Consider the following 25,480-nt stretch of genomic DNA (forward strand, 5'->3'; position numbering starts at 1 on the left):
CGGCCAGCGCCGTGCCGGCCAGGCCGTTCCAGGCCGCCACCACCTTGTCGTCCCGGGCCGGCTGCGGCCGCCGGTCCCGGGCCGCGCGCAGCCGCGCCCGTACGTCGGCCCACCGCGCGGCGATGGCCGGATCGACGTCGTCGACGTCCCGGGCCAGCCGCAGCACGCTGGCGCCCTTCTCGACGCCCGTCATTCGGTCCGGAGCGCCGTCTGCGGGCGCGGAGGCCGCATGATGGGCGAAGTTGCCGGACGGGGTCACGCCGAACAGGTCGGCGGCCCACCGGCCGTCGTCCTCGCCGAGCGCCTCGACGAGCTGCGCGGGCGTCCACACGTAGGTGGCGCCCTCCTCGCCTTCGGTGTCGGCGTCCAGGGCCGAAGCCAGCCCGCCGGCCTCGGTGGACAGGTCGTCCAGCAGGAACGCCGCGGTCTCCGCGGCCACCCGGCCGGCGAGCGGATCGCCGGTGAGCCGCCAGAGCTGCGAGTAGACCCGCAGCAGCAGCGCGTTGTCGTAGAGCATCTTCTCGAAGTGCGGCACGGTCCAGGTGGCGTCCACGGCATACCGGGCGAACCCGCCGGCGAGCTGGTCGTAGATGCCACCGCGGGCCATCGCCTCCCCGGTGTGCCGCACCATCTCCAGGTCGCGCACCAGCCCGGTGCGCTGGTGGTGCCGGAGCAGGAAGAGCAGGTTGAGGTGCGGTGGGAACTTCGGCGCGCCGCCGTACCCGCCATTGACCTCGTCGTATTCCTGGCCGAGCTGCGCCGCGGCGCCGTCCAGCAGTTCGGCGGTGAGCGGCGCGACCGGCCCGCCCACGGCCTGGGCCCCGCCGACTGCCTGGATCACCGCGGCGCCCTGCTGCACCACCGCGTCGCGCTGGTCCCGCCACGCCGCGGTGACGGACTCCAGCAGGCGCAGGAAATTGGTACGCGGGAAGTAGGTGCCACAGAAGAACGGCGTGCCGTCCGGGGTAGCGAAGACTGTCATGGGCCACCCGCCCTGCCCGGTCATCGCCTGGGTGGCGGTCATGTAGACGGCGTCGACGTCGGGCCGCTCCTCGCGGTCCACCTTGATCGCCACGAAGTTGTCGTTGACCGCCCGCGCCACCGCATCGTCCTCGAAGGACTCGTGCGCCATCACGTGGCACCAGTGGCAGGCCGCATAGCCCACCGAGATGAGCACCGGCACGTCCCGGCGCGCCGCCTCGGCGAACGCCTCGGCGCGCCAGGGCCACCAGTCCACCGGGTTGTCGGCGTGCTGGAGCAGGTACGGGCTGGTGGCGTCGGCCAGTCGGTTCACCGGCCGAGCATATCGACTCCCGGCAGGCCGGGCATTTCAGTCACCGCCCGGACGGGCTCGGCCGGGCTCAGGAGGCGCCGTCGGCGCGCAGCGGGAAGACCCGCGCCTGGGCCGAGTTTCGGAGCGAACGCAACACGGCGACGATCTTGTCGGCCGGCATCGGCTTGAAGAAGTGGTAGCCCTGGGCGGCCGTGCAGCCGAGCTGGGCCAGCGCGGCCCGCTGGTCCGCGGTCTCGACGCCCTCGGCCACCACCCGCAGGCCCAGCTCCCGGGCCAGGTGCACGGTGATCCGGACGATGGCGGCCGCCTCCGCGGACTCGGCCATCCGCATCACGAAGGACCGGTCCACCTTGAGCTCGTCCACCGCCACCCGGGCCAGGAAGGTCAGCGAGGAGAACCCCGTACCGAAGTCGTCGACCGCGAGCTGGACGCCGAGCGCCCGCAGCGCGGCCAGCACCTCGTCGATGACCTCCAGCTCGCTCATCACGACCGTCTCGGTGATCTCGAGGACCAGCCGGTGCGGCGGTACGCGATGCCGGCGCAACGACTCGGCGATCTCGGCCGGCAGCCGCGGATCCAGCAGGCTGCGCGCCGAGACGTTGATCGAGATCGGTACGTCGAGCCCGTGCCGGGCCCACTCGGCGGCCACGCCCAGCGCCTTGTCCAGCACGTACCGGGTGAAGGCGCCGAGCAGCTCGCTGCTCTCGATGGCCCGGACGAAGTCACCGGGACCGAGCATGCCTCGGCGCGGGTGGCTCCACCGGATCAGCGCCTCCACCCCGGTCGGCGCGCCTGTGCTGAGGTCCACCGCCGGTTGCAGCGCCAGCACCAGCTGGTCGGAGACGTCCAGCGCCTCCCGCAGCTCGGCCAGCAGGGCGAGCTGGTCGGTGCTGGCCGCGTCCCGGGCGCTGTCGTACGACGCGACGCTGCCGCCGCCCTCCTTGGCCTGGTACATGGCGATGTCGGCGCGGCGCAGCAGCTCCGTCATGTCGGCCGCGCCGGCCGTGGCCGAGACCACGCCGACCGACGCCTCCACCGACATGCGGACGCCGGCCACCTCGGTGGCCTCGGTGAGGGTCTCGACGATCTCCCGGGCCCGCCGGATCGCGTGCGGCAGCGAGCCCGGCCGGCCGGTCGCCGGTGCGGCGGTGACCAGCAGCGCGAACTCGTCGCCGCCGAGCCGGCCGAGCAGCTCGCCGGGGCGGACCAGCTCGGCCAGCCGGTCGGCGGTGATCTGCAGCAGCTCGTCACCGGCGGCGTGCCCGAGGGTGTCGTTGACCTCCTTGAAGTGGTCGAGGTCCAGCAGCAGCAGCGCCACCGGATGCTCCCGGTCCAGGCCGCGGAGCACCGCGTCGCCGCGGGCCAGCATGGCCGTCCGGTTGAACAGGCCGGTCAGCGCGTCGTGCCGGGCCTGATAGCTGGACCGCTCGGCCAGCACCGCCAGCTCCCGGTGGGTGGCGGCGTCGTGCAGGGCCGCGCCCAGCGCGTCGGCGAACGCCGACAGCGCCGCCTGGTCCCGCAGCCCCGGATCGACCGGGGCGGGAAAACGCACCCGCAGCTCGCCGACGTGCACCGCGCCCACGGTCAGCGAGCGGGCCGTCTCCCGGTCGCGCGCCGCCGCATCCGGCCCGGGCGGCGCGCCCGCCCGGTCCCGGCCGGCCGGGTCGGCGTCGGCAGGCTCGGTGAGCTCGACGAAACCCGAGGTCAGCAGCGGTCGGGGCGCCCGGGACGCCAGCCAGGGACGCGGCTGGTCGGACCGCTGCTGCGGCGGCACCGCCTCGGCACGGACCTCGCCCGTGCCATCGCCCTCGTACCGGCGCCAGTGGCCGTCCGAGCGGGCCACGTCGATGAACACCCGTTCGGCCCCGAAGAGCGCCAGCGCCCCGGCGATGCCGGCGGTGGCCACGCCGCGCTCGTCGAGCTGGTTGAGCGCGCCGGTGGCATCCGCGAACGTCCGCCAGATCCGCCGCTCGTCGTCCGCGCGCAGCCGGTGGCTGTACGTCTGCTGCAGCAGCCACAGCGCCGGCGGTAGCAGCAGCAGCCAGCGCGGCTCGCTGGCCAGCATGGTCACCGCCACGAGCCCCACCAGCACGTTGCCGACGAACATCAGCAGCTTGCCGCGAAGGGTGGGCAGCAGCAGCGGTCCGATCGGCACGCCCTGCCGGGTGGCCATGGTGACCGACGCCAGCGAGACGGTCACCAGCAGGTAGGCCGAGGCGCCCAGCGCCATGGCCAGGGCCGAGGCCGGGGTGGGCGCCCGGGTCGCCGGGTCGGCCAGGGCCCCGGTGACGGCGGTGCCCAGCGCGGCGCCCAGGGTGAGCGACGCCGAGACCCGGAGCACCTCGATCGGCGGCCGGCGCTCGGAGAGCAGGGACAGGATGATCCACGCCACGGTCGCGCCGGCAAAGACGGCCAGCGGGACCAGTCCGGCCGGGACGAGGTAGAACGCGACGATGAGGGCGGCCTCGCCCCACCCCACGTTGATGGTGCCGTTGGCCAGCCGGAACCGCAGCCGGGCCAGCTGTGCCACCGCGGCCACGGCGGCCGCCACGGCCAACCGTGGCAGGGTGCCCCGGGCGTCGTCGCCGAGCGCGGGGGTGAGCGCGAGGCCGGCACCGACGGATGCCAGCGCCGCGAGGAGCAGGACGGCGGTGAGGAGGACGGACCGGCGGGGCAGCACGGTGAGGCCGGTCCACCTCAGGAACCGGACCAGCGGGGCGCCGGACGGTGCGGACATCGGCGCCCCCTTTCCGCGCACGGTGCGGGAACGTTCGGTCCCCCCGGCGGAAGGCTAAGCCAAACGTCGAGGGGGCAACAGGGGGCGCGGCCAGGCGGATGGATGAATCATGACGCCGAACGGCTGCCGCGACCCAGGTCACCCGGCCCGGCGGAGGAGTCGGAAGATTCATCCGACGACGTTCGTTCGACCCGCTCCCCGGCCGCGCCCGCCGCGGGCCGATCGGCCCCGGACGGCTGGTCGGGGAACCGGTCCGGCAGCCGCCGGAGTCGGGCGTTCATGTTGCGGATCAGCAGCACCGTGGCGACGGCCAGGACCACGATCAGGAACAGGCCCATCGGTCCGGCCAGGCCGCCGGTCCGGGTGTCCCCGAAGTTGTTCTCGGCGAGCACCTGCGAGGCGGTGAGCATCTGAGTCGTCCTCCGAATTCCGGGCCGGTCCGACCCGTCCCCCACACGGTACGCCTAGGGCGGCGTCGAAGCCTCCGGCCAGGGCCGCGCGAACGCTGCGCGACCCCGGCCGGCGGGCTCAGCGGGCGTGCTCCGTGCCGCGGATCCCGGCGAACAGGTCGGACTCCGGCCGGTCGGTCTCGACCAGCGATCGGGCCAGCTCGAAGTCCTCGGTGGGCCAGGCCTGCCGCTGGATCTCCATGGGCACCTGGAACCAGAAGCCGTCCGGATCCACCTGGGTGGCGTGCGCGCGCAGCGCGTCGTCCCGCACCGGGAAGTATTCGGCGCAGTTCACCCGGGTGGTGATCCGTGGGCCCTTGTCGGGTCGCTCCTTCAACCACTCGAGGCGCTCGGTGTAGGGCGACTCGAGCCCCGCGGCCAGCATGGCCCCGTGCAGGGCCAGCGCCTTGCCGTGCGAGAACCCAATGTCGTAGTAGAGCTTGAGCGGCTGCCAGGGGGCGCCCAGCTCCGGGTAGCGGGTCGGGTCGCCGGCCGCCTCGAAGGCCGCCACCGAGACCTTGTGGGTCATGATGTGGTCCGGGTGCGGGTAACCGCCGTCCTCGTCGTACGTGGTGATCACGTGCGGCCGGAACTCGCGGATCAGCCGGACCAGCGGACCGGCCGCCACGGCCAGGTCCTGGAGCGCGAAACAACCCTCCGGCAGGGGCGGCAGCGGGTCGCCCTCGGGCAGCCCGGAGTCGACGAAGCCCAGCCAGGCCTGCTCGACCCCGAGAATCGCCCGGGCCGCATCCATCTCCGCCCGCCGGATCTCGGCGATGTTGGCCCAGATCTCCGGCCGGTCCAGCTTGGGGTTGAGCACGCTCCCCCGCTCGCCCCCGGTACACGTGGCGACGAGGACCTCCACGCCCTCGGCCACGTACCTGGCCGTCGTCGCGGCGCCCTTGCTGGACTCGTCGTCCGGGTGGGCGTGGACGGCCATCAGACGCAACTGCTCTGCCAACTCCGGTGCTCCCTCATCGCTTCCGGCTGTATCCCGTGGCCGGCGTGGCCGACCCGTCCCGTCGGGGCCGGTATCCCCCGCGTGTCCCACCCGGACCGCTTCCCGACCGGGTCGGGCGTGCCACCCGGGCCGCTGCTCGCCGTCGCCAAAGACCGGCTCCGGCTGCGCCCCGGCGGGAAGCGGCTGGGATGATGGACCCTGCCATTCTTGCCGATCGCACCGACATGAACCGCAGGAGATCTCCCCAGTTGAGCGAGACGCACGCCACAACGCCGCCGTCCGCGCCGGTCTTCCCGCCCGGCCGGTACGGCCGTCGGCGCGCGCCCGGGCGGCGCCGGCCGTGGCTGGTGGTCGCCGTCGCGGTCCTGCTCGTCGGCGTGCTCGGCCTGGTCTCGGCCCGGCTCTACCGGCAGTACGGCGATCCCAACTACCGGGCCGAGGTGGTCACCTACACGGACATCACCGACCGGCAGGTGGTGGTCGACTTCCGGGTCACGGTGCCGCCGGGCGGTGCGGCCGTCTGCCTGGTGCGTGCCAGGTCACGGGACGGCGCCGAGGTGGGCCACGACGAGGTGCCGGTGGCGGCCGCGCCGGGCCAACGGCATCTGGAGGTACGTCACCGGTTGGCCACCAGCGCGCGGCCGCTGCTCGGCGAGGTCACCCGCTGCCGCCCGGCGGCCTGACAGCGCCGCATGGCCCGGCGGCCTGCCGGCCCGCGCCGCAGCAGCCCGGCCGCCTGACCCGCCCGCGCCGCAGCAGCCTGGCCGCCTGACCGGCCCGCGCCGTCCGGCCGGCCCGACAGCGGCGGGCCGGCGGATCCGGGCACCGCGCTCGAATGGAGAAAAACGCATTCGTACGGAGCGTGTACCGCACTGGTAACTTGGTAATTCGTCCCTGTCCACCGCAGCACGAGGAGAACGCCTGTGTCCACCACCGATCGCGAAGGCGCCACCTGGCTGTCGCAGGACGCGCACGACCGGCTGCAGGCCGAACTCGACGAGTTGATCGCCGCCCGGCCCGCCGTAGCAGCAGAGATCAACGAGCGCCGGGAAGAGGGTGACCTGCGGGAGAACGGCGGTTACCACGCGGCCCGGGAGGAACAGGGCAAGCAGGAGATGCGCATCCGCTACCTGCAGGAACTGCTGCGGACCGCCCGGGTGGGCGAGGCCCCCACCGCGGACGCGGTGGCGCCGGGCACGGTCGTGACGATCTACTTCGACGACGACAAGGACGACACCGAGACGTTCCTGCTCGGCTCCCGCGAGATCGCCGCCACCACCGACCTCACGGTCTACAGCCCCGAGTCGGCCCTCGGCCAGGCCATCCTGGGCAGCCGGTCCGGCCAGACGGTGACGTACACCGCACCCAGCGGGGCGGACATCAAGGTGACGGTGATCAAGTTCGAGCCGTTCGCCGGCTGAGCCGAGCCCGTGCGCGGCGGGCCGCGCCGAGTCGGTAATCCGACGCTGCGGGACGCCGCGGTCGCGGCCCGGCGTCCCCGATATCCCGCCCCACGCCGCTTAGGGTGCCCCTGACCTGCGGAAACCTGAGGTGCCTCGCGGGCGGCACCCACCGCGGGCGCCGGGAGGCGCGAGGCCATGGCGGCGTGGTGGAGGCGGTGGCGCCCGCCGACCCTGGCCGACCGGTTCTCGACCCGGGACAACGCCATCGGCCTGCTCCGGCTGGTGCTGGCCGGCGCGGTCCTGGTCAGCCACTCCTGGCCGCTCGGCCTCGGCGAGGAGGACCTCGGCACCACCCTCACCCGGCGGCACACCGACCTCGGCACGATGGCCGTGTACGGCTTCTTCGTGCTGTCCGGCTTCCTCATCACCACCAGCGCGCTGCGCTTCCCGCCCGGCCGGTACGCCTGGCACCGGTTCCTGCGGATCTTCCCCGGCCTGTGGGTGTGCCTGCTCGTCACGGCCTTCGGCTTCGCCCCGCTGGTGGCCTGGTACGAGCGCGGCGGCCTGACCGGGTTCTGGCGACACCCCGAGGGCCCCTTCCGGTACGTCCTCGTCAACGCGCTCGCCTTGATCAACCAGTACCCGATCTCGGGGCTGCTCGCGCACGTGCCGTACGCCCGGCTGACCGGGGGGCGGCCCACGGCGTTCGACGGTTCACTGTGGAGCCTGCGGTACGAGCTCGGCTGCTACCTGGTGGTCGGGCTGCTGGGCGCCGCCGCGGTGCTGCGCCGGCGTCCCGCGGTGGTGCTCGGCCTGGCCGGCGCGACCTACGCCGCCGTCGCGGTCGGCTGGCTGCGGTCCCCGACCGGCCCGCCGGCCCTGGGCGTGCTCCGGGTGCCGCTGCTCGGCGCCTTCGAGGTGGGCCAGGCGGTGCTGCTGGGGCTGGCTTTCCTGCTCGGCGCCGTGCTGCGGCTGTACCGCGACCGCATTCCGCTGCACGGGGCGCTGGCCGCGGGCGCCGGGCTGCTCCTCGCCGGGTCGCTCTGGCTCGGCGGCCTCCTGGTGCTCGGCCTGCCGGCGTACGCGTACCTGCTCTGCTACGCCGCCGTGGCGCTGCCCCGGCGGTTGCGCCGGATCGGCCGGCGGCGGGACTACTCGTACGGCATCTACATCTACGCGTTCCCGGTCCAGCAGACGCTCGCGCTGGTCGGCGGGGCCCGGTACGGGGTGGGCGTCTTCGTGCTGCTCTCCGCGCTCGGCACGGCGGCGCTGGCCGTACCCTCCTGGCATTTCGTGGAGCGACCCGCGCTGGCCTGGAAGGACCGGCCGGCGCCGGGACGGCCGTGGCGCCGCCGGCCGGCGGCGCCGAGCGAGGATCAGACCGGGCCCGCGATGCTCACCAGGTAGCCATTCTCGCGCAGCGCGCTCACCAGCCGGTCGGAGTGCTCGGCGCCGCGCGTCTCCACCGACAGCGCCACCTCCACCTCACCGAGCCGCAGGTGCGGGTCGTGCCGCTGGTGCTCGACATCCACCACGTTGCCGCGGTGCCCGGCGATCAGGCTCAGCAGCGAGGCGAGCTGTCCGGGCCGGTCGGAGCAGCGCACGGTCAGCCGCACGTACCGGCCGGCCGCCGCGAGACCGTGCTCGATCACCCGCAACATCAGCAGCGGGTCGATGTTGCCGCCCGACAGCACGGCCACGACCGGCGTCTCGACCTCGACCGCACCGCTGAGCAGCGCCGCGACGCCCACCGCGCCGGCCGGCTCGACCACCTGCTTGCCCCGCTCGAGCATCATCAGCAGGGCCCGGGAGATGTCCTCCTCGGAGACCGTGACGATCTCGTCGACCAACTTGGACACGTGCGCGAAGGTGATCTCGCCGGGGCAGCCGACCGCGATGCCGTCGGCGATGGTGGCGAACGACGGCAACCGGACCGGCTCGCCGGCCCGCAGCGACGGCGGGTACGCGGCGGCGCCCTCGGCCTGCACGCCGACGATCCGCACGTCCGGCCGGAGCGCCTTGGCGGTGACCGCCAGCCCGGAGATCAGGCCACCGCCGCCGACGCCGGTGATGATGGTGCGGACGTCCGGGCACTGCTCCATGATCTCCAGCGCCACCGTGCCCTGGCCGGCGATGACGTCGCGGTGGTCGAACGGGTGGATGAGGACCGCGCCGGTCCGCTCGGCGAACTGCTGCGCGGCGAGCAGCGACTCGTCCACCGTGTTGCCGGCCAGCTCCACCGTGGCGCCATAGCCCTTGGTGGCCGCCACCTTGGGCAGCGGCGCGTTGACCGGCATGAACACGGTGGCCGCCGTGCCCACGAGCCCGGCCGCCAGCGCCACGCCCTGGGCGTGGTTGCCGGCGCTCGCGGCCACCACGCCGCGGTCGCGCTCCGCCGGGCTCAGCCGGGAGATCCGGACGTACGCGCCGCGCACCTTGTACGAGCCGGCGCGTTGCAGGTGCTCGCACTTGAGCCAGACCGGGCCGCCCAGGATCGCGCTCAACGGCCGGGACGGCTCCACCGGGGTGGTCCGGGTGACGCCGGCGAGCAGTTCCCGCGCGGCGCGGACATCGGGCAGGCCAACCAGCTCGGTCATGCCCCGATCGTGCCACCTCGCGCAGCGTGAGCCGGCGCGGTCGGCAGCGTCACCCCCGACACCGTGTCGATCATGAGGCTGCCGCCGCGGCCGGTCGCGGCGCCGACGGGGTCAACGCGCCGCGGCAGGGTGGCCGGGGGCGTGCCGGGACCACGGTTGGGTCATCTCGAACTGGCCGGCCACGGCGAGCAGCAGCAGCTCGCTCCCCGGCGGGCCGACGAGTTGCACGCCCAGCGGGAGCCCGTCCGGGCGGCGGCCCACCGGCACCACCAGGGCCGGGAGGCCGGCGATGTTCCACGGCGCCGCGTACGGGGCGAACCCGATGTTGGCCCGCAGGTTGGCCCGCCACGGCCGCTCCGACCAGCGCAGCGCCGGCAGCGGCGCGCCGGCCAGCGCGGGGGTGAGCAGCAGGTCCACCGCGTTGTCCGCGAAAAAGGCCACGCAGCGGTCCCGCCAGGCGGCCCGATCGGCCTCCTGCACCCAGCCACGGCGCTCGGCGAACCCGCCCAGCGCGGCGTGCCGGCGGGTGCGCTGCTGCAGGGTGGCCGGGTCCAGGCCGGCGGCCCGGGTCTCGGCCGCGGCGGCGGCCAGCCAGGTGGCCACGCCGCGCAGCCCCAGCGCCGTCGGATACACCGGATCGGTGGCGATCGTGTCGTGACCGGCCGCGGCCAGCAGCCGGGAGGCGGTGGCCACGGCGTCGCGGTTCGGCGCGTCCGGCCGGGTGCCCTTCACCGGCGACCGCAGCGAGACGGCCACCCGCAGCCGCTCCGGCGGCACCAGCTTGTCCGGCCGCCGGCCGGCCAGCACCGCAAAGCCGAGCGCCGCGTCGGCCACCGTGGTGGCGAGGACGCCGTGCTCGGCCAGGCCGAACCAGTCCGTGGCGCCGAGTTGGCTGGGGACCACGCCCCGGCCCGGCTTCAGCCCGACCAGGCCGCAGCAGGCGGCCGGGATGCGCACCGAGCCGAGCCCGTCGTTCGCGTGCGCCATCGGCACCATGCCGGACGCCACGGCCGCCGCCGAGCCGCCGGAGGAGCCGCCCGGGGTGTGCTCCGGGTTCCACGGGTTGCGGGTCACCGCGGTGGCATCGTCGGTGGTGCCCCAGAGCCCCAACTCGGGCATCCGGGTCACCCCGACGATCACCGCGCCGGCGCCGCGCAGCCGGCGCACCACCTCGTGGTCGCGCTCGGCCACCGGGGTCCGGGCCGCGGCCGAACCGTTCCAGGTGGGTACGCCGGCAACCTGGGTGTTCTCCTTGATCGCCACCGGCACGCCGGCCAGCGGCAGGTTGGCCAGGTCGTCCTGCTCGTCGACCTTCTCCGCCTCGACGATCGCCTCGCCGCCGCGGACGGTGCGGAACGCCGACAGCTGCCCGTCGGCGCGGGAAATGTACTCGAGGTGGTCGGCGACCACCTGGGTGGCCGACACGTCGCCCCGACGGACCCCGCGGGCGATCTGTTTCGCGGTCGCGCCCACCCAGGTCGCGTTGATGTCCTGCACCCGCCACCCTCCCGTTCCAGCCCTGCGTCCCTGATCCGCGCGGCCGTCGCGGGCGCCTCGCCTTTACCCGGCGGTGCGCGGCTCAGCCGAGCGCCCGCTCCAGGTCGGCGAGAAGGTCGTCGGCCGTCTCGATGCCGACAGACAGTCGCACGAGATCGGCGGGAACTTCAAGCGGCGAGCCGGCGGCACTCGCGTGCGTCATCCGGCCGGGGTGCTCGATCAGCGACTCGACCCCGCCGAGCGACTCGGCGAGCACGAACAGCTGCGTCGAGTTGCAGATGCGTACGGCGTGCTCCTCGCCACCGGCGGCGCGGAACGAGATCATCCCACCGAAGCGGCGCATCTGCTTGGCCGCGACCTCGTGGCCCGGGTGCTCGGCGCGGCCCGGGTAGAGCACCTCGGCCACCCCGGCGTGCGTGGCGAGGTAGTCGGCGATCCGCTCCGCGTTGTCGCAGTGCCGGTCCATCCGTACCCCGAGGGTCTTCAGGCCGCGCAGGGTGAGCCAGGCGTCGAACGGCCCGTTGATCGCGCCCATGGCGTTCTGGTGGTACGCGAGCCGCTCGCCCAGCTCCGCGTCCGCCGCCACCAGCGCGCCGCCCACCACGTCCGAGTGGCCGCCGATGTACTTGGTGGTCGAGTGCACCACCACGTCCGCGCCGTGCGCGATCGGCTGCTGGAGATAGGGCGAGGCGAAGGTGTTGTCCACCACCAGCAGCGCCTCGGCGTCGTGGGCCAGGCCGGCCAGCGCGGCGATGTCGGCGATGCCCAGCAGCGGGTTGGTGGGCGTCTCCACCCAGACGATGCGGGTGTGGCCGGGCCGGATCGCCGCGGCCACCGCGTCGGGGTCGGAGACCTTCGCCGCGGTCCAGTTCAGCCCCCACCGCTCGGCCACCCGGGAGAACAGCCGGTACGTCCCGCCGTACGCGTCGTCCGGGATCACCACATGGTCGCCGGGCTGGCAGACGGTGCGCAGCAGGGTGTCCTCGGCGGCCAGCCCGCTGGCGAAGGTCAGGCCGGTCCGCCCGCCCTCCAGCGCCGCGAGCGCCTCCTGGAGCGCGTCCCGCGTCGGGTTGCCGGACCGGCTGTACTCGTAGCCCAGCCGCGGCGACCCCACGGCGTCCTGGGCGTACGTGCTGGTCTGGTAGATGGGCGGGATCACCGCACCCGTGCGTGGGTCCGGCTCCTGGCCGGCGTGGATGGCGAGCGTCTCGAAGCCGTAGTCCATTGGAAGAGGCTAGCCGCTGCTCAGCGGGCGCGGCGCGAGGGCGGCGGTTAACCTCCCCGGATGGCGGGATGTGTCTTCTGCGCGATCACCAGGAACGAGACGCCGGCCTTCCGGGTGGCCGACGAGCCGGAGGTGCTGGCGTTCCTGGACACCCGGCCGGTCTTCAAGGGGCACCTGCTGGTCATCCCGCGCGCCCACGTGGAGACGCTGGCCGACCTGCCGGCCACGGAGGTGTCCGGCTATTTCGGCGCGGTCCAGCGGTTCGCCCGGGCGGTGGAGGCGGGGCTGGCCGCCGGGGGCACGTTCGTGGCCATCAACAACCGGGTCTCGCAGTCGGTGCCGCACCTGCACACCCACGTCATCCCGCGGACCAGGGGCGACGGCCTGCGCGGCTTCTTCTGGCCCCGGCACCGCTACGACTCGGACGCCGAGGCCCAGTCCTACGCCGACAAAATCGCCGCCGCGCTGTAGGGGTGGAAGGAAGGGCCCCTTCTTATCGCTTTTTGTATAGGAAGGGCCCCTTGTTAACGCCCGCCGAGCGGGCGCGACGAGGGACAGCGGAACACGCCGCCGGGGCTTTACCATGACGCGCCTTCATTGATCGACCCGAGGTGTGCCCCGATGTCCTATCCCGGCCCGTACCCGCCCGCGCCGCAGAACGCCCCGACCGCCGCACCGGCGCCCGGTCCGCACCCGGGCACGGCCCCCGGCGGCTACGCGCAGCCGGTCTCCCCCGGCGGGTACCCGCCGCCGGTCTCCCCCGGCCACCCGCCGGTCTCCCCCGGGCAGCCCTACCCCGGCGGGTACGCGCAGCCGGCCGCTCCCGCGTACCCCGGCTATGCCGCCCCGGCCCAGCCCGGCCATGGCGGCCCGGCCCACCTCGGCTATGCCGGCCCCGGCTATGCCGAGCCAGCGCACGCCGGCTACGGGGTGCTGCCCGGGCAGGCCTACCCGGCCACCGGCCCGGCGCCGGTGAACGATCCCCGCGCCGCGGGCGTACCGGGGCTCACCTGCCGGTTGTGCGGGTGTGCGCCGGCCGCCAAGGTCACCTTCCGGGGCCATCGCGGGATGGTCCTCATCATGCAGTTCCTCAGCATGAAGGGGCCGTTCTGCCACGGCTGCGGCCTGGCCACCTTCCGGTCGATGACGTCGAAGACGCTGGTCCAGGGCTGGTGGGGCTACTTCTCGTTCGTCATCACCCCGATCGTGGTGCTCTACAACCTCGCGGTCAGCGGCCGGGTACGCCGGTTGGCGCCACCGCGGCCCATTCCGGGCGCCCCCAGCCGCGCACCGCTGGACCCCGGGCCGCACCTGCTGGTCCGGCCCATGACGATCATCGGCCTGGCCATCCCGTTGGCCGTGCTGATCCTGCTGTTCGCGCTGGCCATGAACGGCTGACGCGCCACGGGCGTTAAGCGGGGCCCCCTGCTATACAAAAAGCGATAACAGGGGGCCCTTCCTTGCACCTCAGCCGGCCAGGCGTTCGATGAGTTCGATGGACTGGCGATGCGGAAGCGCCTCGGCGCGGACCTCCTCCCAGGTGCGGCGCAGCGTGGCGAGATCCGACGGGCGTTCCACCACCCGACCGGCGAGCTGACCGTCGAGGTACCCCACGTCGCTGCCGTCCGGCGCCGTGGCCAGCACGAACGCGCCATGCAGGCCCGGGTACGCCCCGGCGCCGGACGGAACCACGTGCAGATACACGGTCTTGCGGCGGCCGAGCGCCAGCATCCGCAGCAGCTGGTCGCGCAGCACGGCCCGACCGCCGACCAGGCGGTGCAGCACGGACTCGTCGAGCACGGCGTCCAGCCGGGGTGGCGGTTCCCGGTCCAGCACCACCTGGCGTTCCAGCCGGCCCGCGAGCTGCTGTTCCAGCTCGTCACCGCGCAGCGCGCCGGCGGCCAGCAGGGCCCGCGCGTACGCCTCGGTCTGCAGCAGGCCCGGGACGACGAGCGGCTGGTACGACCGCAGCGCGACCGCCTCGCGCTCGATGTCCGACCAGTCCCGGAGCCAGGGCGGCAGCGCCTCCCGGCCGAGCCCGGCCCGGATCCGCGCCAGCAGGCCGTCGGTGGCCAGCACCTTGTCGCAGCGCTCCGCGAACTCGGCCGGGGGGACCCGGCAGGCCTGCTCGATCTTCACCACCAGCAGTTCCGGGCAACCGACCTGTTCGGCCAGCTCACGCCGGGACAGCCCGGCGGCGGTCCGGGCCCGGCAGAGCTCACCGGCGAACAGCTCCAGCATCGGTGGATGGGCCATCGGTACCTCCTCCCGGCGCCACCGCACCGCCGTGTCGGCGGGGCACGGCGGCGCCGGCGCCCGATCCCCGGCTGCCGGCAGCGGACCGGTGACAGGACCCGATCGCGCGCACGATTATCTATAAATCAGAAAGTAGTCGAGCGTTCGGCTGGCTGTGAAGCCCGGACGAGCCGGCAGGGACGGCCGGCCATGAGCCGGCCGGGCAGGCGGCCATGCGGGCCCGACGAGCGGCCACCAGCGACCCGACGAGCGGCCATGAGCGGCCGGACGCCTGACCGGACGGCCACCGGGTAAGGATCGTGGTGGGTCGGACGTTGCACCCGGCAGAGGTTCCGCCCGCGGTCGGGCGGACCCCGAAAGGAGCCAGACGTGTTTCTTCGGCGCATGACGCCTCAGATGCCCTCGCCGGACCAGATCCTGCCGGGCCGGCAGACGGCCTTGCCGGTGACGGACCGGCACGCCGTGCTCGGCGGCCCGCTCCAGGGTCCCTGGCCGGAGGGCACCAAGATCGCCGTCTTCGGGATGGGCTGCTTCTGGGGGGCCGAGCGGCTGTTCTGGTCCCTCCCGGGCGTGCTGTCCACCTCGGTGGGCTACGCCGGTGGCCAGACCCCGAACCCGACGTACGAGGAGGTCTGCTCGGGTTACACCGGGCACACCGAGGCCGTGCAGGTGGTGTACGACCCCGCGCTGATCGACTACCAGGACCTGCTGAAGGTGTTCTGGGAGAACCACGACCCGACGCAGGGCATGCGGCAGGGCAACGACGTGGGAACCCAGTACCGTTCGGCGATCTACCCGACCGACGACGAGCAGGCCGCCGAGGCGGAGCGGTCGCGGGACGCGTTCGCCCCGGTGGTGAAGGCGGCCGGACACGGTGAGATCACCACCGAGATCGCCCCGCTCGGCGCGTACTACTTCGCCGAGGACTACCACCAGCAATATCTGGCGCCGTCGAAGAACCCGGACGGCTACTGCAACCACGGCCCGAACGGGATGTCCTGCCCGGTCGGCGTGGCCCGCACCACCGCCTGATCGCTTGCGCAGCGGCCACCGTCGTCTCGGCGGTGGCCGCTGCGCGGCGGGTACGCCGGTTGATCGTCAAAAAGCCGTTGTCCTGACCGGCGCCGCCGGGAGATCGTGCGATCGTGACCGACGACGACGGTGAGGTAGGCGCCAGCTTCGACCGCCGGGTCGACTCGCTTCCGGGCCGTCGAATCCGCTCCGTCGACTACTGGGACCTTCGCGCGGTCGGGCGGGAACCCGAATGGGACTTCGGCGAATTTCACCTTGCCACGATGGGCGTGCAACTGACGACCGACACGGGTCCAGTGACCGTGACCTGGGCCGCGACCTTCCATCCGTACGGCGTGGACGTGTTCCCGGAGCCCATCGTGCACCACCTCGACGAAGACGGAGCGCAACGGGTCGGGCCGGGGGCCGATTCGCCCTGGAAGGCACTGTTGGGACAGCCGGTGCGCGCTGCGACGGTCTCCTGGGACAGGTTCACGCTCGGGCCCGCGATGCGGTCGAACGGCCAGGTGATCGGCCCGCCGTACGAGGAGGAGATACCTACCGCCCTACGGCTGGACTTCGACGGCGGACCGGTGTGGTTCGTGGCCGGCACCCCGCGGTTCCAGGAGCCGTTCGACCTGATCGTTCCTGGCGACGACATCGTGGTCGTCTTCGCGGCCTCGACGATGCGGCAGCTGGGGTATGCCGGCGGGACGTTCGCCGAATAGGGCAGCAGACGTCGCCACGCGGGGACGGCCGCTCCTGCGAGGAATACGGGGCACCGGGTGGAAAGTTGCCGTCGACGTGGACACAGCTGACCTTCTGTTGCCCGTACTGCGCCGGCGATGGAGCCCGCGTGAGTTCGACGCCGAGCACGTGATCAATGCCGCCCAGGTGGAGGCGCTGCTCGACGCCGCCCGTTGGGCGCCGTCCGCGGGCAACTCGCAGCCGTGGGCCTTCCACCCGGTGCTCCGGCACGCGCCCGGCTGGCAGGAGATCATCGACTGCCTTGCCGGCAGCTCGCGACCATGGGCACGCCAGGCAGGGCTGTTGGTCGTCAATATCTGCCACCTCCGAGTGGCGGGCACCGACTGGGAGTTCAGCGAGTTCTCGGCCTATGACCTGGGTCAGGCGGTCGCGCACATGACCATCCAGGCGCACTCGATGGGGTTGGCCTGCCGCCAGTTCCGCGCCTTCCACCTCGACGCCCTCGCGGCGCTCCTCGACGTTCCCGATCATTGGCAGGTCATGACCATGACCGCGATCGGCCGCGTGGCCCCGACCGCGGGACGGGGTCCGGGGAGCGGCGGTCGCGAAGCGAGCATCCGCTGGCCCCGCGAATAGGGCACCGTCCGCCAGAGCCACCCGGAACGCTAGATCTGCACAGAAATCATGTCAGAGAGTGCTCTGGAGGTCCTGTCCAGCGGCGAGGCCATGCGGCAACTCACTGAGTCCAGGGCGGCCATCGAAGCCGGGGACGCGCTCGACGGCGACAAGCTCGCCACCCCGATGGCCAACCGGCCAAGGAGGGCCCGGTGATCAACCCGGAACGGGTCGTGGCGGTGACGGCCGTCTAAGATCGCCTACCGGTCGCGCTGAACCCTAGGCCGGCTCGGCATTGTCGAGTGCCGGCCGGTCCGCGGCTACCTGGCAAGCAGCGATCGAGGGTCGAGGCTGAGCTCGACCGGGTCGGTCAGTCGCAGCCGTTCACCGGACCTGACCACCGTCTGCTCGACGTAGTGCGCCTCGACCAGGCGATGCAGGCGCAGCACCAGCTCATCGCCCTGGCGCGGCTCGACCAGGAGATACGACCCGATGCCCGCGGCCGCGTACAGCTGCATCTTCACCAACCGGTCGGCGGCGGCGTTCCCGGGTGAGACGATCTCGCCGACCAGGCGCACCTCGGCCGCGTCGATCACCGCGCCCTCCTCGTCGGTGTCTGCGACCACGAGGTCCGGGATGACGATCCGATCGGTCCGCAGCCGGACGTTGACGGCTTCGAAGACCAGCAGACCGCGGGCGGCGGCAGCCGGATCCACGGCGTTGGCCAGCCGCCGTGACAGGTGCTGGTGCCGCTTGCTCGGTGCCGGGCTAACCAGCAGGCTCCCGTCCAACAGCTCGATCCGGTCCGTGGTCTCGCCTAGGGCGAGGTACTCAGCCTCAGTCCAGGGGCCCACGTGTTCAAGCACCGCCACGCTCAACGTCGACTCACCTCCCGGTATCCCAGCGTGTGGCAAATCTGCGAGTCGCAGGTAGCCAGTGTCAGGATGACACGCAACGAGACAGAGCGAGACATTCGCGGGCTCACCGCATTAGCGCGCCGGGTGGCGTTGTGGCAAGTGATCTAAACCCGTTGCCGGCGGGTCGCCGGGTGGATAGGTTGGCGGTACACGGGAAAGGAGGTGGTCCAGGCTTTGTGTAGTTATTGGACTCGTGAGGTGGCTGTCCGCTAGCCGCTGTCCTTGACAGTCATGGATCCCCCTCGACGGCTCGCCGCCGGTGAGGATCCCTTGTCCGATCGTCGAGACCGTGTGGCAGCGGTGCGGCGAATCCAAGTCAGCCACCCGACCCCCGGGGTGCCGGCCCAGTCCAGCCGGCCCGTTCTGCGGAACGGAAGCCCCGGGGGTCGCCCATTTCCAAAGGTCGAGATGTCCCGCGAACTGGTGGTGCTCGGTACGGCGAGCCAGGTGCCCACCCGGCACCGCAACCACAACGGATACCTGCTGCGCTGGGACGGCGAGGGGATCCTCTTCGACCCCGGCGAGGGCACCCAGCGGCAGATGCTGCTGGCCGGCGTCTCGGCCACCGACGTGACCCGGGTCTGCGTCACGCACTTCCACGGCGATCACTGCCTCGGGCTGCCCGGGGTGATCCAGCGGCTCTCCCTGGACCGGGTGCCGCACCCGGTGACCGCCCACTTCCCCGCGTCGGGCCGGGAATACTTCGCCGCGCTGCGGCACGCCAGTTCGTTCTACGAGACCGCCGAGCTGCGGCCCGAGCCGGTTTCCGGCGACGCTCACGTGCTGGAGACGCCCGTCGGGCGGTTGACGGCCCGTCGGCTGCGGCACGCGATCGAGGCGTACGGCTATCGGCTGGTGGAGCCGGACGACCGGCGGATGCTGCCGGACCGGCTCGCGGCGTACGGCATCGCCGGCCCGTCGGTCGGGACGCTGCGCGCCGACGGCCACCTCGACCACGACGGACGCCGGGTCAGCCTGGCCGAGGTGAGCGCGCCGCGGCCGGGGCAGGTGTTCGCGTTCGTGATGGACACCGCGCTCTGCGACAACGTCTACGCGCTGGCCGAGGGCGCCGACATGCTGGTCATCGAGTCGACGTTCCGCGCCGCGGACGCCCGGTTGGCCGCCGACTACGGCCATCTCACCGCCGCGCAGGCCGGCCGGGTGGCGGCCGAGTCGGGGGTACGTCGACTGGTGCTCACACACTTCTCGCAGCGCTACCCGGACCCGCGCGGCTTCCTCGACGAGGCGCGGGCCGAGTTCCCCGGCGACGTGGTCGTCGCCGAGGACCTGGCCCGGTTTCCGGTGCCGAACCGCCGGGTACCCTCGGGTGGGTGATCATCACGCTCCGGCCCGCCCGGAAGAGCGATCTGATGACGGTGGGCGCCCTGCACCACCGCTCGCGCGTCGCTGCCTACTCGCACTTCCTGCCCGCACCGGCCCTTGCCCGGCCCACCCCCCGGGCCCTGGGCCACTACTGGGAGCAGCGCTGGAGCTATGAGCGCACCGATCACCTGCTCACGGTCGCCGAGCACAACGGCAGGATCATCGGCTTCACGTACGTCGGCCCGGACGAGCCCGGACCCGACGCCAAGGTCGGGCTGCTGAACGCGATCCACCTCGATCCCCGCTTTCAGGGACGCGGCGTCGGGCGGACCCTGATGATCGACGCCCTCGGGACGCTCTCGGACGAGGGCTACCAGCGGGCCGTCCTGTGGGTGCTCACCGAGAACGCGGCTGCGCGCCGGTTCTACGAGCGCGGCGGATGGCGCTGCGACGACGTGGAACGGGTCGACGAGATCGGCACCATCCCCACCAACCAGATCCGCTACTCCCGCGACCTCCCCTGACTGTCCCCCCACTCTCCCCAGCCGCGATCTTGCACTTTCGGCCCCGACATACGCCGCAGAGGGGGCGGATCGGGGGCCCGAAGTGCAAGATCGCGGAGGAGACCCGGCGCCTCGCGGGCCGGGGTGGGGGTTAGCGGGCGCCTAGGTGGGCCAGGAGGTCTTGGCGGGTGAGGACGCCCTTGGGCTTGCCGTCCACCAGCACGAGCGCGGCGTCCGACTTCTCCAGCATGTTGACCGCCTCGCTCACCGGCTGGCCGCCGCCGATCATCGGCAGCGGCGGGGCCATGTGCCGCTCGATCGTGTCGTGCAGGTGCGCCTGACCGGTGAACAGGGCGTCCAGCAGGTCCCGCTCGGCGATCGAACCGGCCACCTCGCCGGTCACCACCGGCGGCTCGGCCTTGAGCACCGGCAACTGGGAGACGCCGTACTCGCGCATGTAGTCGATCGCGTCCCGGACCGTCTCCGTGGGGTGCACGTGCACCAGCTCGGGGAGGCCGCCCGGCTTCTTGGCCAGCGCCTCGGCCACGGTCGCCTCGCTGCCGCCGGTCGCCAGGAAGCCGTACCGGGCCATCCAGTCGTCATTGAAGATCTTGGAGAGATAGCCCTTGCCGCTGTCCGGCAGCAGCACCACGACCACGTCGTCCGGTCCGGCCCGGCGAGCCACCTCCAGCGCGGCCACCACGGCCATCCCGCAGGAGCCGCCGACCAGCAGGCCCTCCTCCCGGGCCAGCCGCCGGGTCATTTCGAAGGAGTCCTTGTCCGACACCTCGACGATCTCGTCGCAGATCTTCCGGTCGTACGTCTCCGGCCAGAAGTCCTCGCCGACCCCCTCGACCAGGTACGGCCGGCCGGTGCCACCGGAGTAGACCGAGCCCTCGGGGTCGGCGCCGATGATCCGGACCGAGCCGCCGGACGCCTCCTTGAGGTAGCGGCCGATGCCCGAGACGGTGCCGCCGGTGCCCACCCCGGTGACGAAGTGGGTGATCCGACCCTCGGTCTGGTCCCACACCTCCGGGCCGGTGGTCTCGTAGTGCGAGCGCGGGTTGGCCGGGTTCGAGTACTGGTCCGGCTTCCAGGCCCCGGGGATCTCCCGGGCCAGCCGGTCCGACACGTTGTAGTAGGAGCGCGGGTCCTCGGGCGCCACGGCCGTGGGGCAGACCACCACCTCGGCGCCGTACGCCTTGAGCACGTCCCGCTTGTCCTGGCTCACCTTGTCGGGGCACACGAACACGCACCGATAGCCCTTGAGCTGCGCCACCAGCGCCAGCCCGACGCCGGTGTTGCCGCTGGTCGGCTCGACGATCGTGCCACCGGGCCGGAGGATCCCGGCGGCCTCGGCGTCCTCCACCATCCGCAGCGCGATCCGGTCCTTCACCGATCCGCCGGGGTTCATGTACTCGACCTTGGCCAGGACGGTCGCCTGGATGCCGGCGGTCACGTTGCGTAGCCGCACCAGCGGGGTGTTGCCGATCATGTCGACCACGTTGTCGTAGTAGCGCACTCCGGGTGCCTCTCTGGTTCGGCAGGCCGGCAGCGCGGTTGGACCATGACCGGACGGCGACACCGCCGCGAGGGCACCGGCAGGCGGCCGGGCCTGCTTCGGACGTACCCGACCAGCGTACGTGCCGTCAGCGCGCGACGTGTCCGGGGACCACGGGCGCCCGGCCCGCCTCCCAGGCCAGGAAGCGCTCGGTCTCCGACAGCACCGCGCCGGCCAGCCAGGTGACCATGACGGCGTCGTCGACGAGGCCCAGCAGCAGGAAGAACGCCTCGGGGACGATGTCCACCGGTGACACCACGTAGGCGGTGGCCGCGGCGATCATCGCGAGCCGCAGGCCGCCGTCGTACTCGCCGCGGCTGGTGGCCCGGATCATCCGGGGCAGCGCGGCGAGCCGGGCGGACAGGGACGGTCCGCCCCGCGCCCCGGCGGTCAACGCCCGGGCCAGCGCGGTGAACGCGGCCGTGCGCTTGAGGGTCTTGGCCATCGCCGTCCTCCTTCTCCGCATTCCATGATGCGCCCCGGCCGCCACCCCGGCACCCCGACGGCCCGCCACCCCGGCGGACCGGCGGACCGGCGGACCGGCGGACCGGCGGACCGGCGGACCGGCGGACCGGCGGACCGGCGGACCGGCGAGCGACAGTCGGCTCTTCCACCCCGGAACGCCGCATCGCAGACAGCGCGCCGCCACCCGATCGCGATAGCCTCGAATTTCGCAGGAAGGATTCGCGTAGGGCCGGGGGGCGCTTGATGGGTCAGGCCGCAGCGGTGTCCGGGGTGACCGCGCCGTGGGACGTGGCACGGCGGGCCGCCAAGCTGGCCGTGGTGGGCGTGGGCGCCACCGCGATCACCGCGCTGACCGCGTCCGGCGTGCTGATCGGGCAGGCCCGGCGGGCCCGGCGGGTGATCCCGCTGGCCGAGGCGCCGCCGCCGCGCGGCGACGGGGTCTATGGCGCCCGGTTCCCGGGTCCGCCGCTCTCGCTGGTCGTCCTCGGTGACTCCTCGGCCGCCGGCTACGGGGTGCACCGGCCCCGGGAGACGCCCGGCGCGCTGCTGGCCACCGGGATCTCCCGCCGGTTGCAGCGGCCCGTCCGGCTGCATCGGCTGGCCGTGGTGGGCTCGCTTTCCGCCGGCCTGGTGCCGCAGGTGGAGGCCGCCCTCGAGCACCGGCCCGAGCTCGCGGTGATCCTGATCGGCGGCAACGACGTCACCAACCGGACCCCGGTCCCGGTCGCGGTGCGCTTTCTGGTGGAGGCCGTGCGGGCGCTGCGTGGCGCCGGCGCGGAGGTGGTGGTGGGCACCTGCCCCGATCTGGGCGCCATCCAGCCGATCAAGCCGCCGTTGCGCTGGCTGGCCCGGCGGTGGAGCCGTCAGTTGGCGGCCGCGCAGACCGTCGCGGTCGTCGAGGCGGGCGGCTGGACCGTCTCGCTGGGTGACCTGCTCGGGCCCCGGTTCGCCGCCGAGCCGACCCGGATGTTCGCCTGGGACCACTTCCATCCGTCTGCCGAGGGGTACGCCATGGCCGCGGCCGCGCTGCTGCCGACGGCCCTGTCCGCGCTGGCCGGGACGGGCCGGCCGGACGGTGGAACGGGCGACGCGGCCGGGGTACGGTCGCTTCCCGTGGCCGCGCAGGTCGCCGCGCGGCACGCCGGCACCGAGGTCAGCGCCGCGCGGCTGAACGGCCGCGAGCACGGCCCGGCGGGTCGGTGGGCGCGGTTGCGCCGCCGCCGGCCGTGGTTCGGGCACGCCCAGGGCGGTCCGGCCGCCCCGCCGGCCACCACCCCGGTGACGGTCAGGACGCCACCGGCGGCCGCGACCCCGCCGGCAGCGGTTGAGGAGGGTGCGACATGACCGGCTCCATCCCCCGGCCCGCGGCCGCCCGGATCGGCCGGACGGCCGCCATGACGCTGCTGGCCGGCACCGTGAGCGGGGCCGCGGTCCTCGCCGGTGAGGCCGTCCTCGCCGGCGCCCGCCGGTACGTCCAGCCGGAGCCCGGGCTCGCGCTGCGGTGCGAGGTCGGCCCGGCCGGCGCGCCCGCGCTGCGGCTCGTGCTGCTGGGCGACTCGGCCGCGCTCGGCGTGGGCGTCGCCCGGGTCGAGGACACCCCGGGCGGGCAGCTCGCCCGGCTGCTGGCCGAGGGGGTGGGCCGGGCCGGCGCGGGTCGCCGCCGGGTGCACCTGTCCAGCGTGGGCGTGGTGGGCTCGCGGTCGACGGATCTGGCCACCCAGGTGGCCCGCGCGCTGCTGGGCACCCGCCCCGACGTGGCCGTCATCCTCGTCGGGGCCGCCGACGCGGCGGGGCTGCGCCGGCCGGCCGAGGCGGCCGGTCACCTGGGCGCGGCGGTGCGCCGGCTGCGCGCCGCCCGGGTCCAGGTGGTGGTCGGCACCTGCCCGGATCTGGGCGCGGTCCGGGCAATCGCGCCGCCGCTACGCCAGCTCGCCGGCTGGTTCGGCCGGCGCACCGCGGCGGCTCAGGCCCAAGCCGTACGGGCGGCCGGCGGCGCGGTGGTCGACCTGGCCGCGGAGACCGGCCCGGTGTTCCGGGCCGACGCGGGGACGCTGTGCCCCGACGGCTACCACCCCTCGGCCGACGGATACCGCGTGTGGGCGCACGCGCTGCTCCCGGCGGTGGCCGAGGCGGCCGCCGTGGCCAGTCGGAGCTGAGCCACACTCCCTTCCCGGGCAAGTTACCCGCGGGTTAACGTGGTGCCATGCCGACCGACCCGTCCCGTACCGCCGTCATCGTCGCCACCGCCCGCTCACCGATCGGCCGGGCCCACAAGGGTTCGCTGCGGGAGCTGCGGCCGGATGATCTCGCCGCCACCATCGTGCGGGCGGCCCTGGACAAGGTGCCGCAGCTCGATCCGGGCACCATCGACGACCTCTATCTGGGCTGCGGCCTGCCCGGCGGGGAGCAGGGCTTCAACATGGCCCGGGTGGTGGCCACGCTGCTCGGCCTGGACGGCCTGCCCGGCGCCACGCTCACCCGCTACTGCGCCTCGTCGCTGCAGACCACCCGGATGGCGTTCCACGCGATCGCGGCGGGCGAGGGCGACGTCTTCGTCTCGGCCGGCGTCGAGATGGTCTCCCGGTACGCCCGCGGCAGCTCCGACGGCCTACCCCCGGAGGCGCAGGCCCTGGTGGGGGGCGGTTGGGAGAACCCGCGCTTCGCGGCCGCCCGCGAGCGATCCGCCGCCCGGGCCGCCGGCGGCGCCGACACCTGGACCGATCCGCGCGCCACCGGCGAACTGCCGGACATCTACCTGGCCATGGGGCAGACCGCGGAGAACCTGGCCCAGGTGTACGACGTGACCCGGGCCGACATGGACGACTTCGGGGTGCGCAGCCAGAACCTCGCCGAGAAGGCCATCGCGGGCGGCTTCTGGGCCCGCGAGATCACCCCGGTGACCACCCCGGACGGGACCGTGGTGAGCACCGACGACGGCCCGCGCCCGGGGGTGACCCTGGAGGGGGTGGCCGGGCTCAAGCCGGTGTTCCGGCCGGACGGGCGGATCACGGCCGGCAACTGCTGCCCGTTGAACGACGGCGCCGCGGCCGTGGTGGTGATGAGCGAGCAGCGGGCCCGGGATCTCGGGATCACCCCGCTGGCCCGGATCGTCTCCACGGGCGTCACGGCGCTCTCCCCCGAGATCATGGGGCTGGGCCCGGTCGAGGCGTCCCGGCAGGCCCTGGCTCGGGCCGGGATGAGCATCGACGACGTGGATCTGGTGGAGATCAACGAGGCGTTCGCCGCCCAGGTCATCCCGTCGTACCGGCAGCTCGGCATCCCGCTGGAGAAGCTCAACGTGATGGGCGGGGCGATCGCCGTCGGGCACCCGTTCGGGATGACCGGCGCCCGGATCACCGGCACCCTGCTCAACGCGCTGGACTGGCACGACCGGACGATCGGGCTGGAGACCATGTGCGTCGGCGGTGGCCAGGGCATGGCCATGGTGCTGGAACGCCTCAGCTGAGCCACCGCGCCCGGCGAGGTCACAGCGCCGGGCGGGTCACAGCGTCGGGCGGGTCACAGCGCCAGGCGGGTCACAGCGCCAGGCGGGTGGCGCGGACCTGGGCGGCGGCGTCGGCGAGCACCGGCGCCGCCGGATCCGCGGCCGCCAGGTCGGCGGCCACCACCCGGAGCTGATCGGGAAGCGCCAGGTCGTTGTCCAACCGGGGTACCGTCCGGCGCGGCTCACCGGCCGCGTCGGCCGCCCGGTTGGCGATCTCCTGGACCAGCCGGTGTACGAGGTCGGCGCGCGCGGCGTTGCCCCGGTCCGCCTTGGCGGCCCAGCGCGGCGCCTCCCAGTGCCCGACCTGCCGGGCGAGCAGGTCGACCTCCCGGGTCAGCTCGGCGCTCATCCGCGGCAGTTTACCGCCGGCAGACCCTGGTCACCGGCGGCCCGCCCGGCGCCAGGACGGCGCGGCGCCCGCCCTCGCAACGGGAGGACGGGCGCCGGTGGGTC

General features: G+C 73.7%; 25 protein-coding genes and 1 pseudogene. 14 read left to right on the top strand and 12 right to left on the bottom strand.

Annotated features, from left to right (window positions below; all coding sequences use genetic code 11):
* Positions 1 to 6 precede the first annotated feature (6 nt).
* From ACFFHU_RS00270 to mca, 4 genes and pseudogenes are all read right to left on the bottom strand, one after another.
* Positions 7 to 1,294, bottom strand: a pseudogene (locus ACFFHU_RS00270) (thioredoxin domain-containing protein); the annotation flags it as partial.
* 67 nt (positions 1,295 to 1,361) lie between these two features.
* A complete protein-coding gene (locus tag ACFFHU_RS00275) occupies positions 1,362 to 4,031 on the bottom strand; it encodes a putative bifunctional diguanylate cyclase/phosphodiesterase (protein WP_377334423.1) in 2,670 nt (889 codons plus the stop codon).
* 107 nt (positions 4,032 to 4,138) lie between these two features.
* The gene (locus ACFFHU_RS00280) at positions 4,139 to 4,441 is read right to left on the bottom strand and encodes a hypothetical protein (protein ID WP_377334425.1); all 303 of its coding nucleotides are present in this window, start codon (positions 4,439 to 4,441) and stop codon (positions 4,139 to 4,141) included.
* A 118-nt stretch (positions 4,442 to 4,559) separates the two neighbouring features.
* Positions 4,560 to 5,441, bottom strand: coding sequence for a mycothiol conjugate amidase Mca (gene mca / locus ACFFHU_RS00285; RefSeq protein ID WP_377334427.1), 882 nt, complete (start codon positions 5,439 to 5,441; stop codon positions 4,560 to 4,562).
* 248 nt (positions 5,442 to 5,689) lie between these two features.
* Here mca and ACFFHU_RS00290 point away from each other — a divergent pair, with 248 nt between their 5' ends.
* The 3 genes from ACFFHU_RS00290 to ACFFHU_RS00300 all read left to right on the top strand — a co-directional run bounded on the left by ACFFHU_RS00290 (position 5,690) and on the right by ACFFHU_RS00300 (position 8,251).
* Positions 5,690 to 6,124: a DUF4307 domain-containing protein gene (locus ACFFHU_RS00290; protein WP_377334429.1), complete on the top strand. Its 435-nt coding sequence runs from the start codon at positions 5,690 to 5,692 to the stop codon at positions 6,122 to 6,124.
* A 240-nt stretch (positions 6,125 to 6,364) separates the two neighbouring features.
* Positions 6,365 to 6,862, top strand: a complete 498-nt coding sequence (gene greA / locus ACFFHU_RS00295) for a transcription elongation factor GreA (protein ID WP_377334431.1) — start codon at positions 6,365 to 6,367, stop codon at positions 6,860 to 6,862.
* A gap of 177 nt (positions 6,863 to 7,039) precedes the next feature.
* The gene (locus ACFFHU_RS00300; RefSeq protein WP_377334433.1) at positions 7,040 to 8,251 is read left to right on the top strand and encodes an acyltransferase family protein; all 1,212 of its coding nucleotides are present in this window, start codon (positions 7,040 to 7,042) and stop codon (positions 8,249 to 8,251) included.
* Here ACFFHU_RS00300 and ilvA read toward each other — a convergent pair.
* From ilvA to ACFFHU_RS00315, 3 genes are all read right to left on the bottom strand, one after another.
* Positions 8,221 to 9,441 carry a threonine ammonia-lyase gene (ilvA, locus tag ACFFHU_RS00305; RefSeq protein ID WP_377334435.1) on the bottom strand — a complete coding sequence of 407 codons (1,221 nt, stop codon included), beginning with the start codon at positions 9,439 to 9,441 and terminating at the stop codon, positions 8,221 to 8,223. The genes ACFFHU_RS00300 and ilvA overlap by 31 nt on opposite strands.
* A gap of 111 nt (positions 9,442 to 9,552) precedes the next feature.
* Positions 9,553 to 10,938, bottom strand: coding sequence for an amidase (locus tag ACFFHU_RS00310; RefSeq protein ID WP_377334437.1), 1,386 nt, complete (start codon positions 10,936 to 10,938; stop codon positions 9,553 to 9,555).
* 82 nt (positions 10,939 to 11,020) lie between these two features.
* Positions 11,021 to 12,163 (bottom strand): cystathionine gamma-synthase, encoded by a 1,143-nt coding sequence (locus tag ACFFHU_RS00315; RefSeq protein WP_377334439.1) that lies wholly within the window; start codon positions 12,161 to 12,163, stop codon positions 11,021 to 11,023.
* 60 nt (positions 12,164 to 12,223) lie between these two features.
* On the opposite strand from ACFFHU_RS00315, the gene ACFFHU_RS00320 reads away from it, so the two are divergent.
* Together ACFFHU_RS00320 and ACFFHU_RS00325 are read left to right on the top strand one after the other, a co-directional pair.
* Positions 12,224 to 12,634, top strand: a complete 411-nt coding sequence (locus tag ACFFHU_RS00320) for an HIT family protein (protein WP_377334441.1) — start codon at positions 12,224 to 12,226, stop codon at positions 12,632 to 12,634.
* Positions 12,635 to 12,784: 150 nt separating this feature from the next.
* Positions 12,785 to 13,561: a hypothetical protein gene (locus ACFFHU_RS00325; RefSeq protein ID WP_377334443.1), complete on the top strand. Its 777-nt coding sequence runs from the start codon at positions 12,785 to 12,787 to the stop codon at positions 13,559 to 13,561.
* Positions 13,562 to 13,630: 69 nt separating this feature from the next.
* On the opposite strand, the gene ACFFHU_RS00330 is transcribed toward ACFFHU_RS00325, so the two are convergent.
* Positions 13,631 to 14,419 (bottom strand): helix-turn-helix domain-containing protein, encoded by a 789-nt coding sequence (locus ACFFHU_RS00330; RefSeq protein ID WP_377334445.1) that lies wholly within the window; start codon positions 14,417 to 14,419, stop codon positions 13,631 to 13,633.
* Between the two features lie 369 nt (positions 14,420 to 14,788).
* Here ACFFHU_RS00330 and msrA point away from each other — a divergent pair, with 369 nt between their 5' ends.
* From msrA to ACFFHU_RS00350, 4 genes are all read left to right on the top strand, one after another.
* Complete coding sequence (gene msrA, locus ACFFHU_RS00335; protein ID WP_377334447.1) at positions 14,789 to 15,451, top strand: peptide-methionine (S)-S-oxide reductase MsrA; 663 nt, start codon at positions 14,789 to 14,791, stop codon at positions 15,449 to 15,451.
* Positions 15,452 to 15,564: 113 nt separating this feature from the next.
* Positions 15,565 to 16,158: a hypothetical protein gene (locus ACFFHU_RS00340; protein WP_377334449.1), complete on the top strand. Its 594-nt coding sequence runs from the start codon at positions 15,565 to 15,567 to the stop codon at positions 16,156 to 16,158.
* A 76-nt stretch (positions 16,159 to 16,234) separates the two neighbouring features.
* Positions 16,235 to 16,774, top strand: a complete 540-nt coding sequence (locus ACFFHU_RS00345) for a nitroreductase family protein (protein WP_377334451.1) — start codon at positions 16,235 to 16,237, stop codon at positions 16,772 to 16,774.
* 48 nt (positions 16,775 to 16,822) lie between these two features.
* On the top strand, positions 16,823 to 16,969 hold the full coding sequence (locus ACFFHU_RS00350) for a hypothetical protein (RefSeq protein ID WP_377334453.1): 147 nt from the start codon (positions 16,823 to 16,825) through the stop codon (positions 16,967 to 16,969).
* Positions 16,970 to 17,073: 104 nt separating this feature from the next.
* Here ACFFHU_RS00350 and ACFFHU_RS00355 read toward each other — a convergent pair whose 3' ends face one another.
* The gene (locus ACFFHU_RS00355; RefSeq protein WP_377334455.1) at positions 17,074 to 17,631 is read right to left on the bottom strand and encodes a Uma2 family endonuclease; all 558 of its coding nucleotides are present in this window, start codon (positions 17,629 to 17,631) and stop codon (positions 17,074 to 17,076) included.
* 447 nt (positions 17,632 to 18,078) lie between these two features.
* Between ACFFHU_RS00355 and ACFFHU_RS00360 the strand changes: the two genes are divergently transcribed.
* Together ACFFHU_RS00360 and ACFFHU_RS00365 are read left to right on the top strand one after the other, a co-directional pair.
* Positions 18,079 to 19,005, top strand: a complete 927-nt coding sequence (locus ACFFHU_RS00360) for a ribonuclease Z (protein WP_377334457.1) — start codon at positions 18,079 to 18,081, stop codon at positions 19,003 to 19,005.
* Positions 19,002 to 19,517: a GNAT family N-acetyltransferase gene (locus tag ACFFHU_RS00365; protein ID WP_377334459.1), complete on the top strand. Its 516-nt coding sequence runs from the start codon at positions 19,002 to 19,004 to the stop codon at positions 19,515 to 19,517. Before ACFFHU_RS00360 ends, ACFFHU_RS00365 begins: the two co-directional genes overlap by 4 nt.
* Before the next feature lie 130 nt (positions 19,518 to 19,647).
* Here ACFFHU_RS00365 and ACFFHU_RS00370 read toward each other — a convergent pair whose 3' ends face one another.
* Both ACFFHU_RS00370 and ACFFHU_RS00375 read right to left on the bottom strand, forming a co-directional pair.
* A complete protein-coding gene (locus tag ACFFHU_RS00370; RefSeq protein ID WP_377334461.1) occupies positions 19,648 to 21,018 on the bottom strand; it encodes a cystathionine beta-synthase in 1,371 nt (456 codons plus the stop codon).
* Between the two features lie 127 nt (positions 21,019 to 21,145).
* On the bottom strand, positions 21,146 to 21,502 hold the full coding sequence (locus tag ACFFHU_RS00375) for a YkvA family protein (protein ID WP_377334463.1): 357 nt from the start codon (positions 21,500 to 21,502) through the stop codon (positions 21,146 to 21,148).
* A 263-nt stretch (positions 21,503 to 21,765) separates the two neighbouring features.
* On the opposite strand from ACFFHU_RS00375, the gene ACFFHU_RS00380 reads away from it, so the two are divergent.
* Genes ACFFHU_RS00380 through ACFFHU_RS00390 form a run of 3 tightly spaced genes read left to right on the top strand, consistent with a single transcriptional unit; the run spans position 21,766 to position 24,988 of the window.
* The gene (locus ACFFHU_RS00380; RefSeq protein WP_377334465.1) at positions 21,766 to 22,866 is read left to right on the top strand and encodes an SGNH/GDSL hydrolase family protein; all 1,101 of its coding nucleotides are present in this window, start codon (positions 21,766 to 21,768) and stop codon (positions 22,864 to 22,866) included.
* The gene (locus ACFFHU_RS00385; protein WP_377334467.1) at positions 22,863 to 23,678 is read left to right on the top strand and encodes an SGNH/GDSL hydrolase family protein; all 816 of its coding nucleotides are present in this window, start codon (positions 22,863 to 22,865) and stop codon (positions 23,676 to 23,678) included. Before ACFFHU_RS00380 ends, ACFFHU_RS00385 begins: the two co-directional genes overlap by 4 nt.
* Positions 23,679 to 23,725: 47 nt before the next feature.
* Positions 23,726 to 24,988 (top strand): acetyl-CoA C-acetyltransferase, encoded by a 1,263-nt coding sequence (locus tag ACFFHU_RS00390; protein WP_377334469.1) that lies wholly within the window; start codon positions 23,726 to 23,728, stop codon positions 24,986 to 24,988.
* Positions 24,989 to 25,058: 70 nt separating this feature from the next.
* Here the strand turns inward: ACFFHU_RS00390 and ACFFHU_RS00395 are convergent, their stop codons facing one another.
* A complete protein-coding gene (locus tag ACFFHU_RS00395; protein WP_377334471.1) occupies positions 25,059 to 25,376 on the bottom strand; it encodes a hypothetical protein in 318 nt (105 codons plus the stop codon).
* Between the last annotated feature and the right edge of the window lie 104 nt (positions 25,377 to 25,480).

The sequence above is a fragment of the Plantactinospora siamensis genome, from assembly GCF_042434095.1.
Taxonomy (GTDB): domain Bacteria; phylum Actinomycetota; class Actinomycetes; order Mycobacteriales; family Micromonosporaceae; genus KBS50.

What these genes read in the sequence shown, in the direction of transcription:
- ACFFHU_RS00275 (WP_377334423.1), bottom strand. Translation starts at nt 4,031, where the DNA reads ATGTCCGCACCGTCCGGCGCCCCGCTGGTCCGGTTCCTGAGGTGGACC.
- ACFFHU_RS00280 (WP_377334425.1), bottom strand. Translation starts at nt 4,441, where the DNA reads ATGCTCACCGCCTCGCAGGTGCTCGCCGAGAACAACTTCGGGGACACC.
- ACFFHU_RS00300 (WP_377334433.1), top strand. Translation starts at nt 7,040, where the DNA reads ATGGCGGCGTGGTGGAGGCGGTGGCGCCCGCCGACCCTGGCCGACCGG.
- ilvA (WP_377334435.1), bottom strand. Translation starts at nt 9,441, where the DNA reads ATGACCGAGCTGGTTGGCCTGCCCGATGTCCGCGCCGCGCGGGAACTG.
- ACFFHU_RS00315 (WP_377334439.1), bottom strand. Translation starts at nt 12,163, where the DNA reads ATGGACTACGGCTTCGAGACGCTCGCCATCCACGCCGGCCAGGAGCCG.
- ACFFHU_RS00320 (WP_377334441.1), top strand. Translation starts at nt 12,224, where the DNA reads ATGGCGGGATGTGTCTTCTGCGCGATCACCAGGAACGAGACGCCGGCC.
- ACFFHU_RS00325 (WP_377334443.1), top strand. Translation starts at nt 12,785, where the DNA reads ATGTCCTATCCCGGCCCGTACCCGCCCGCGCCGCAGAACGCCCCGACC.
- ACFFHU_RS00330 (WP_377334445.1), bottom strand. Translation starts at nt 14,419, where the DNA reads ATGGCCCATCCACCGATGCTGGAGCTGTTCGCCGGTGAGCTCTGCCGG.
- ACFFHU_RS00350 (WP_377334453.1), top strand. Translation starts at nt 16,823, where the DNA reads ATGTCAGAGAGTGCTCTGGAGGTCCTGTCCAGCGGCGAGGCCATGCGG.
- ACFFHU_RS00360 (WP_377334457.1), top strand. Translation starts at nt 18,079, where the DNA reads ATGTCCCGCGAACTGGTGGTGCTCGGTACGGCGAGCCAGGTGCCCACC.
- ACFFHU_RS00375 (WP_377334463.1), bottom strand. Translation starts at nt 21,502, where the DNA reads ATGGCCAAGACCCTCAAGCGCACGGCCGCGTTCACCGCGCTGGCCCGG.
- ACFFHU_RS00380 (WP_377334465.1), top strand. Translation starts at nt 21,766, where the DNA reads ATGGGTCAGGCCGCAGCGGTGTCCGGGGTGACCGCGCCGTGGGACGTG.
- ACFFHU_RS00385 (WP_377334467.1), top strand. Translation starts at nt 22,863, where the DNA reads ATGACCGGCTCCATCCCCCGGCCCGCGGCCGCCCGGATCGGCCGGACG.
- ACFFHU_RS00390 (WP_377334469.1), top strand. Translation starts at nt 23,726, where the DNA reads ATGCCGACCGACCCGTCCCGTACCGCCGTCATCGTCGCCACCGCCCGC.
- ACFFHU_RS00395 (WP_377334471.1), bottom strand. Translation starts at nt 25,376, where the DNA reads ATGAGCGCCGAGCTGACCCGGGAGGTCGACCTGCTCGCCCGGCAGGTC.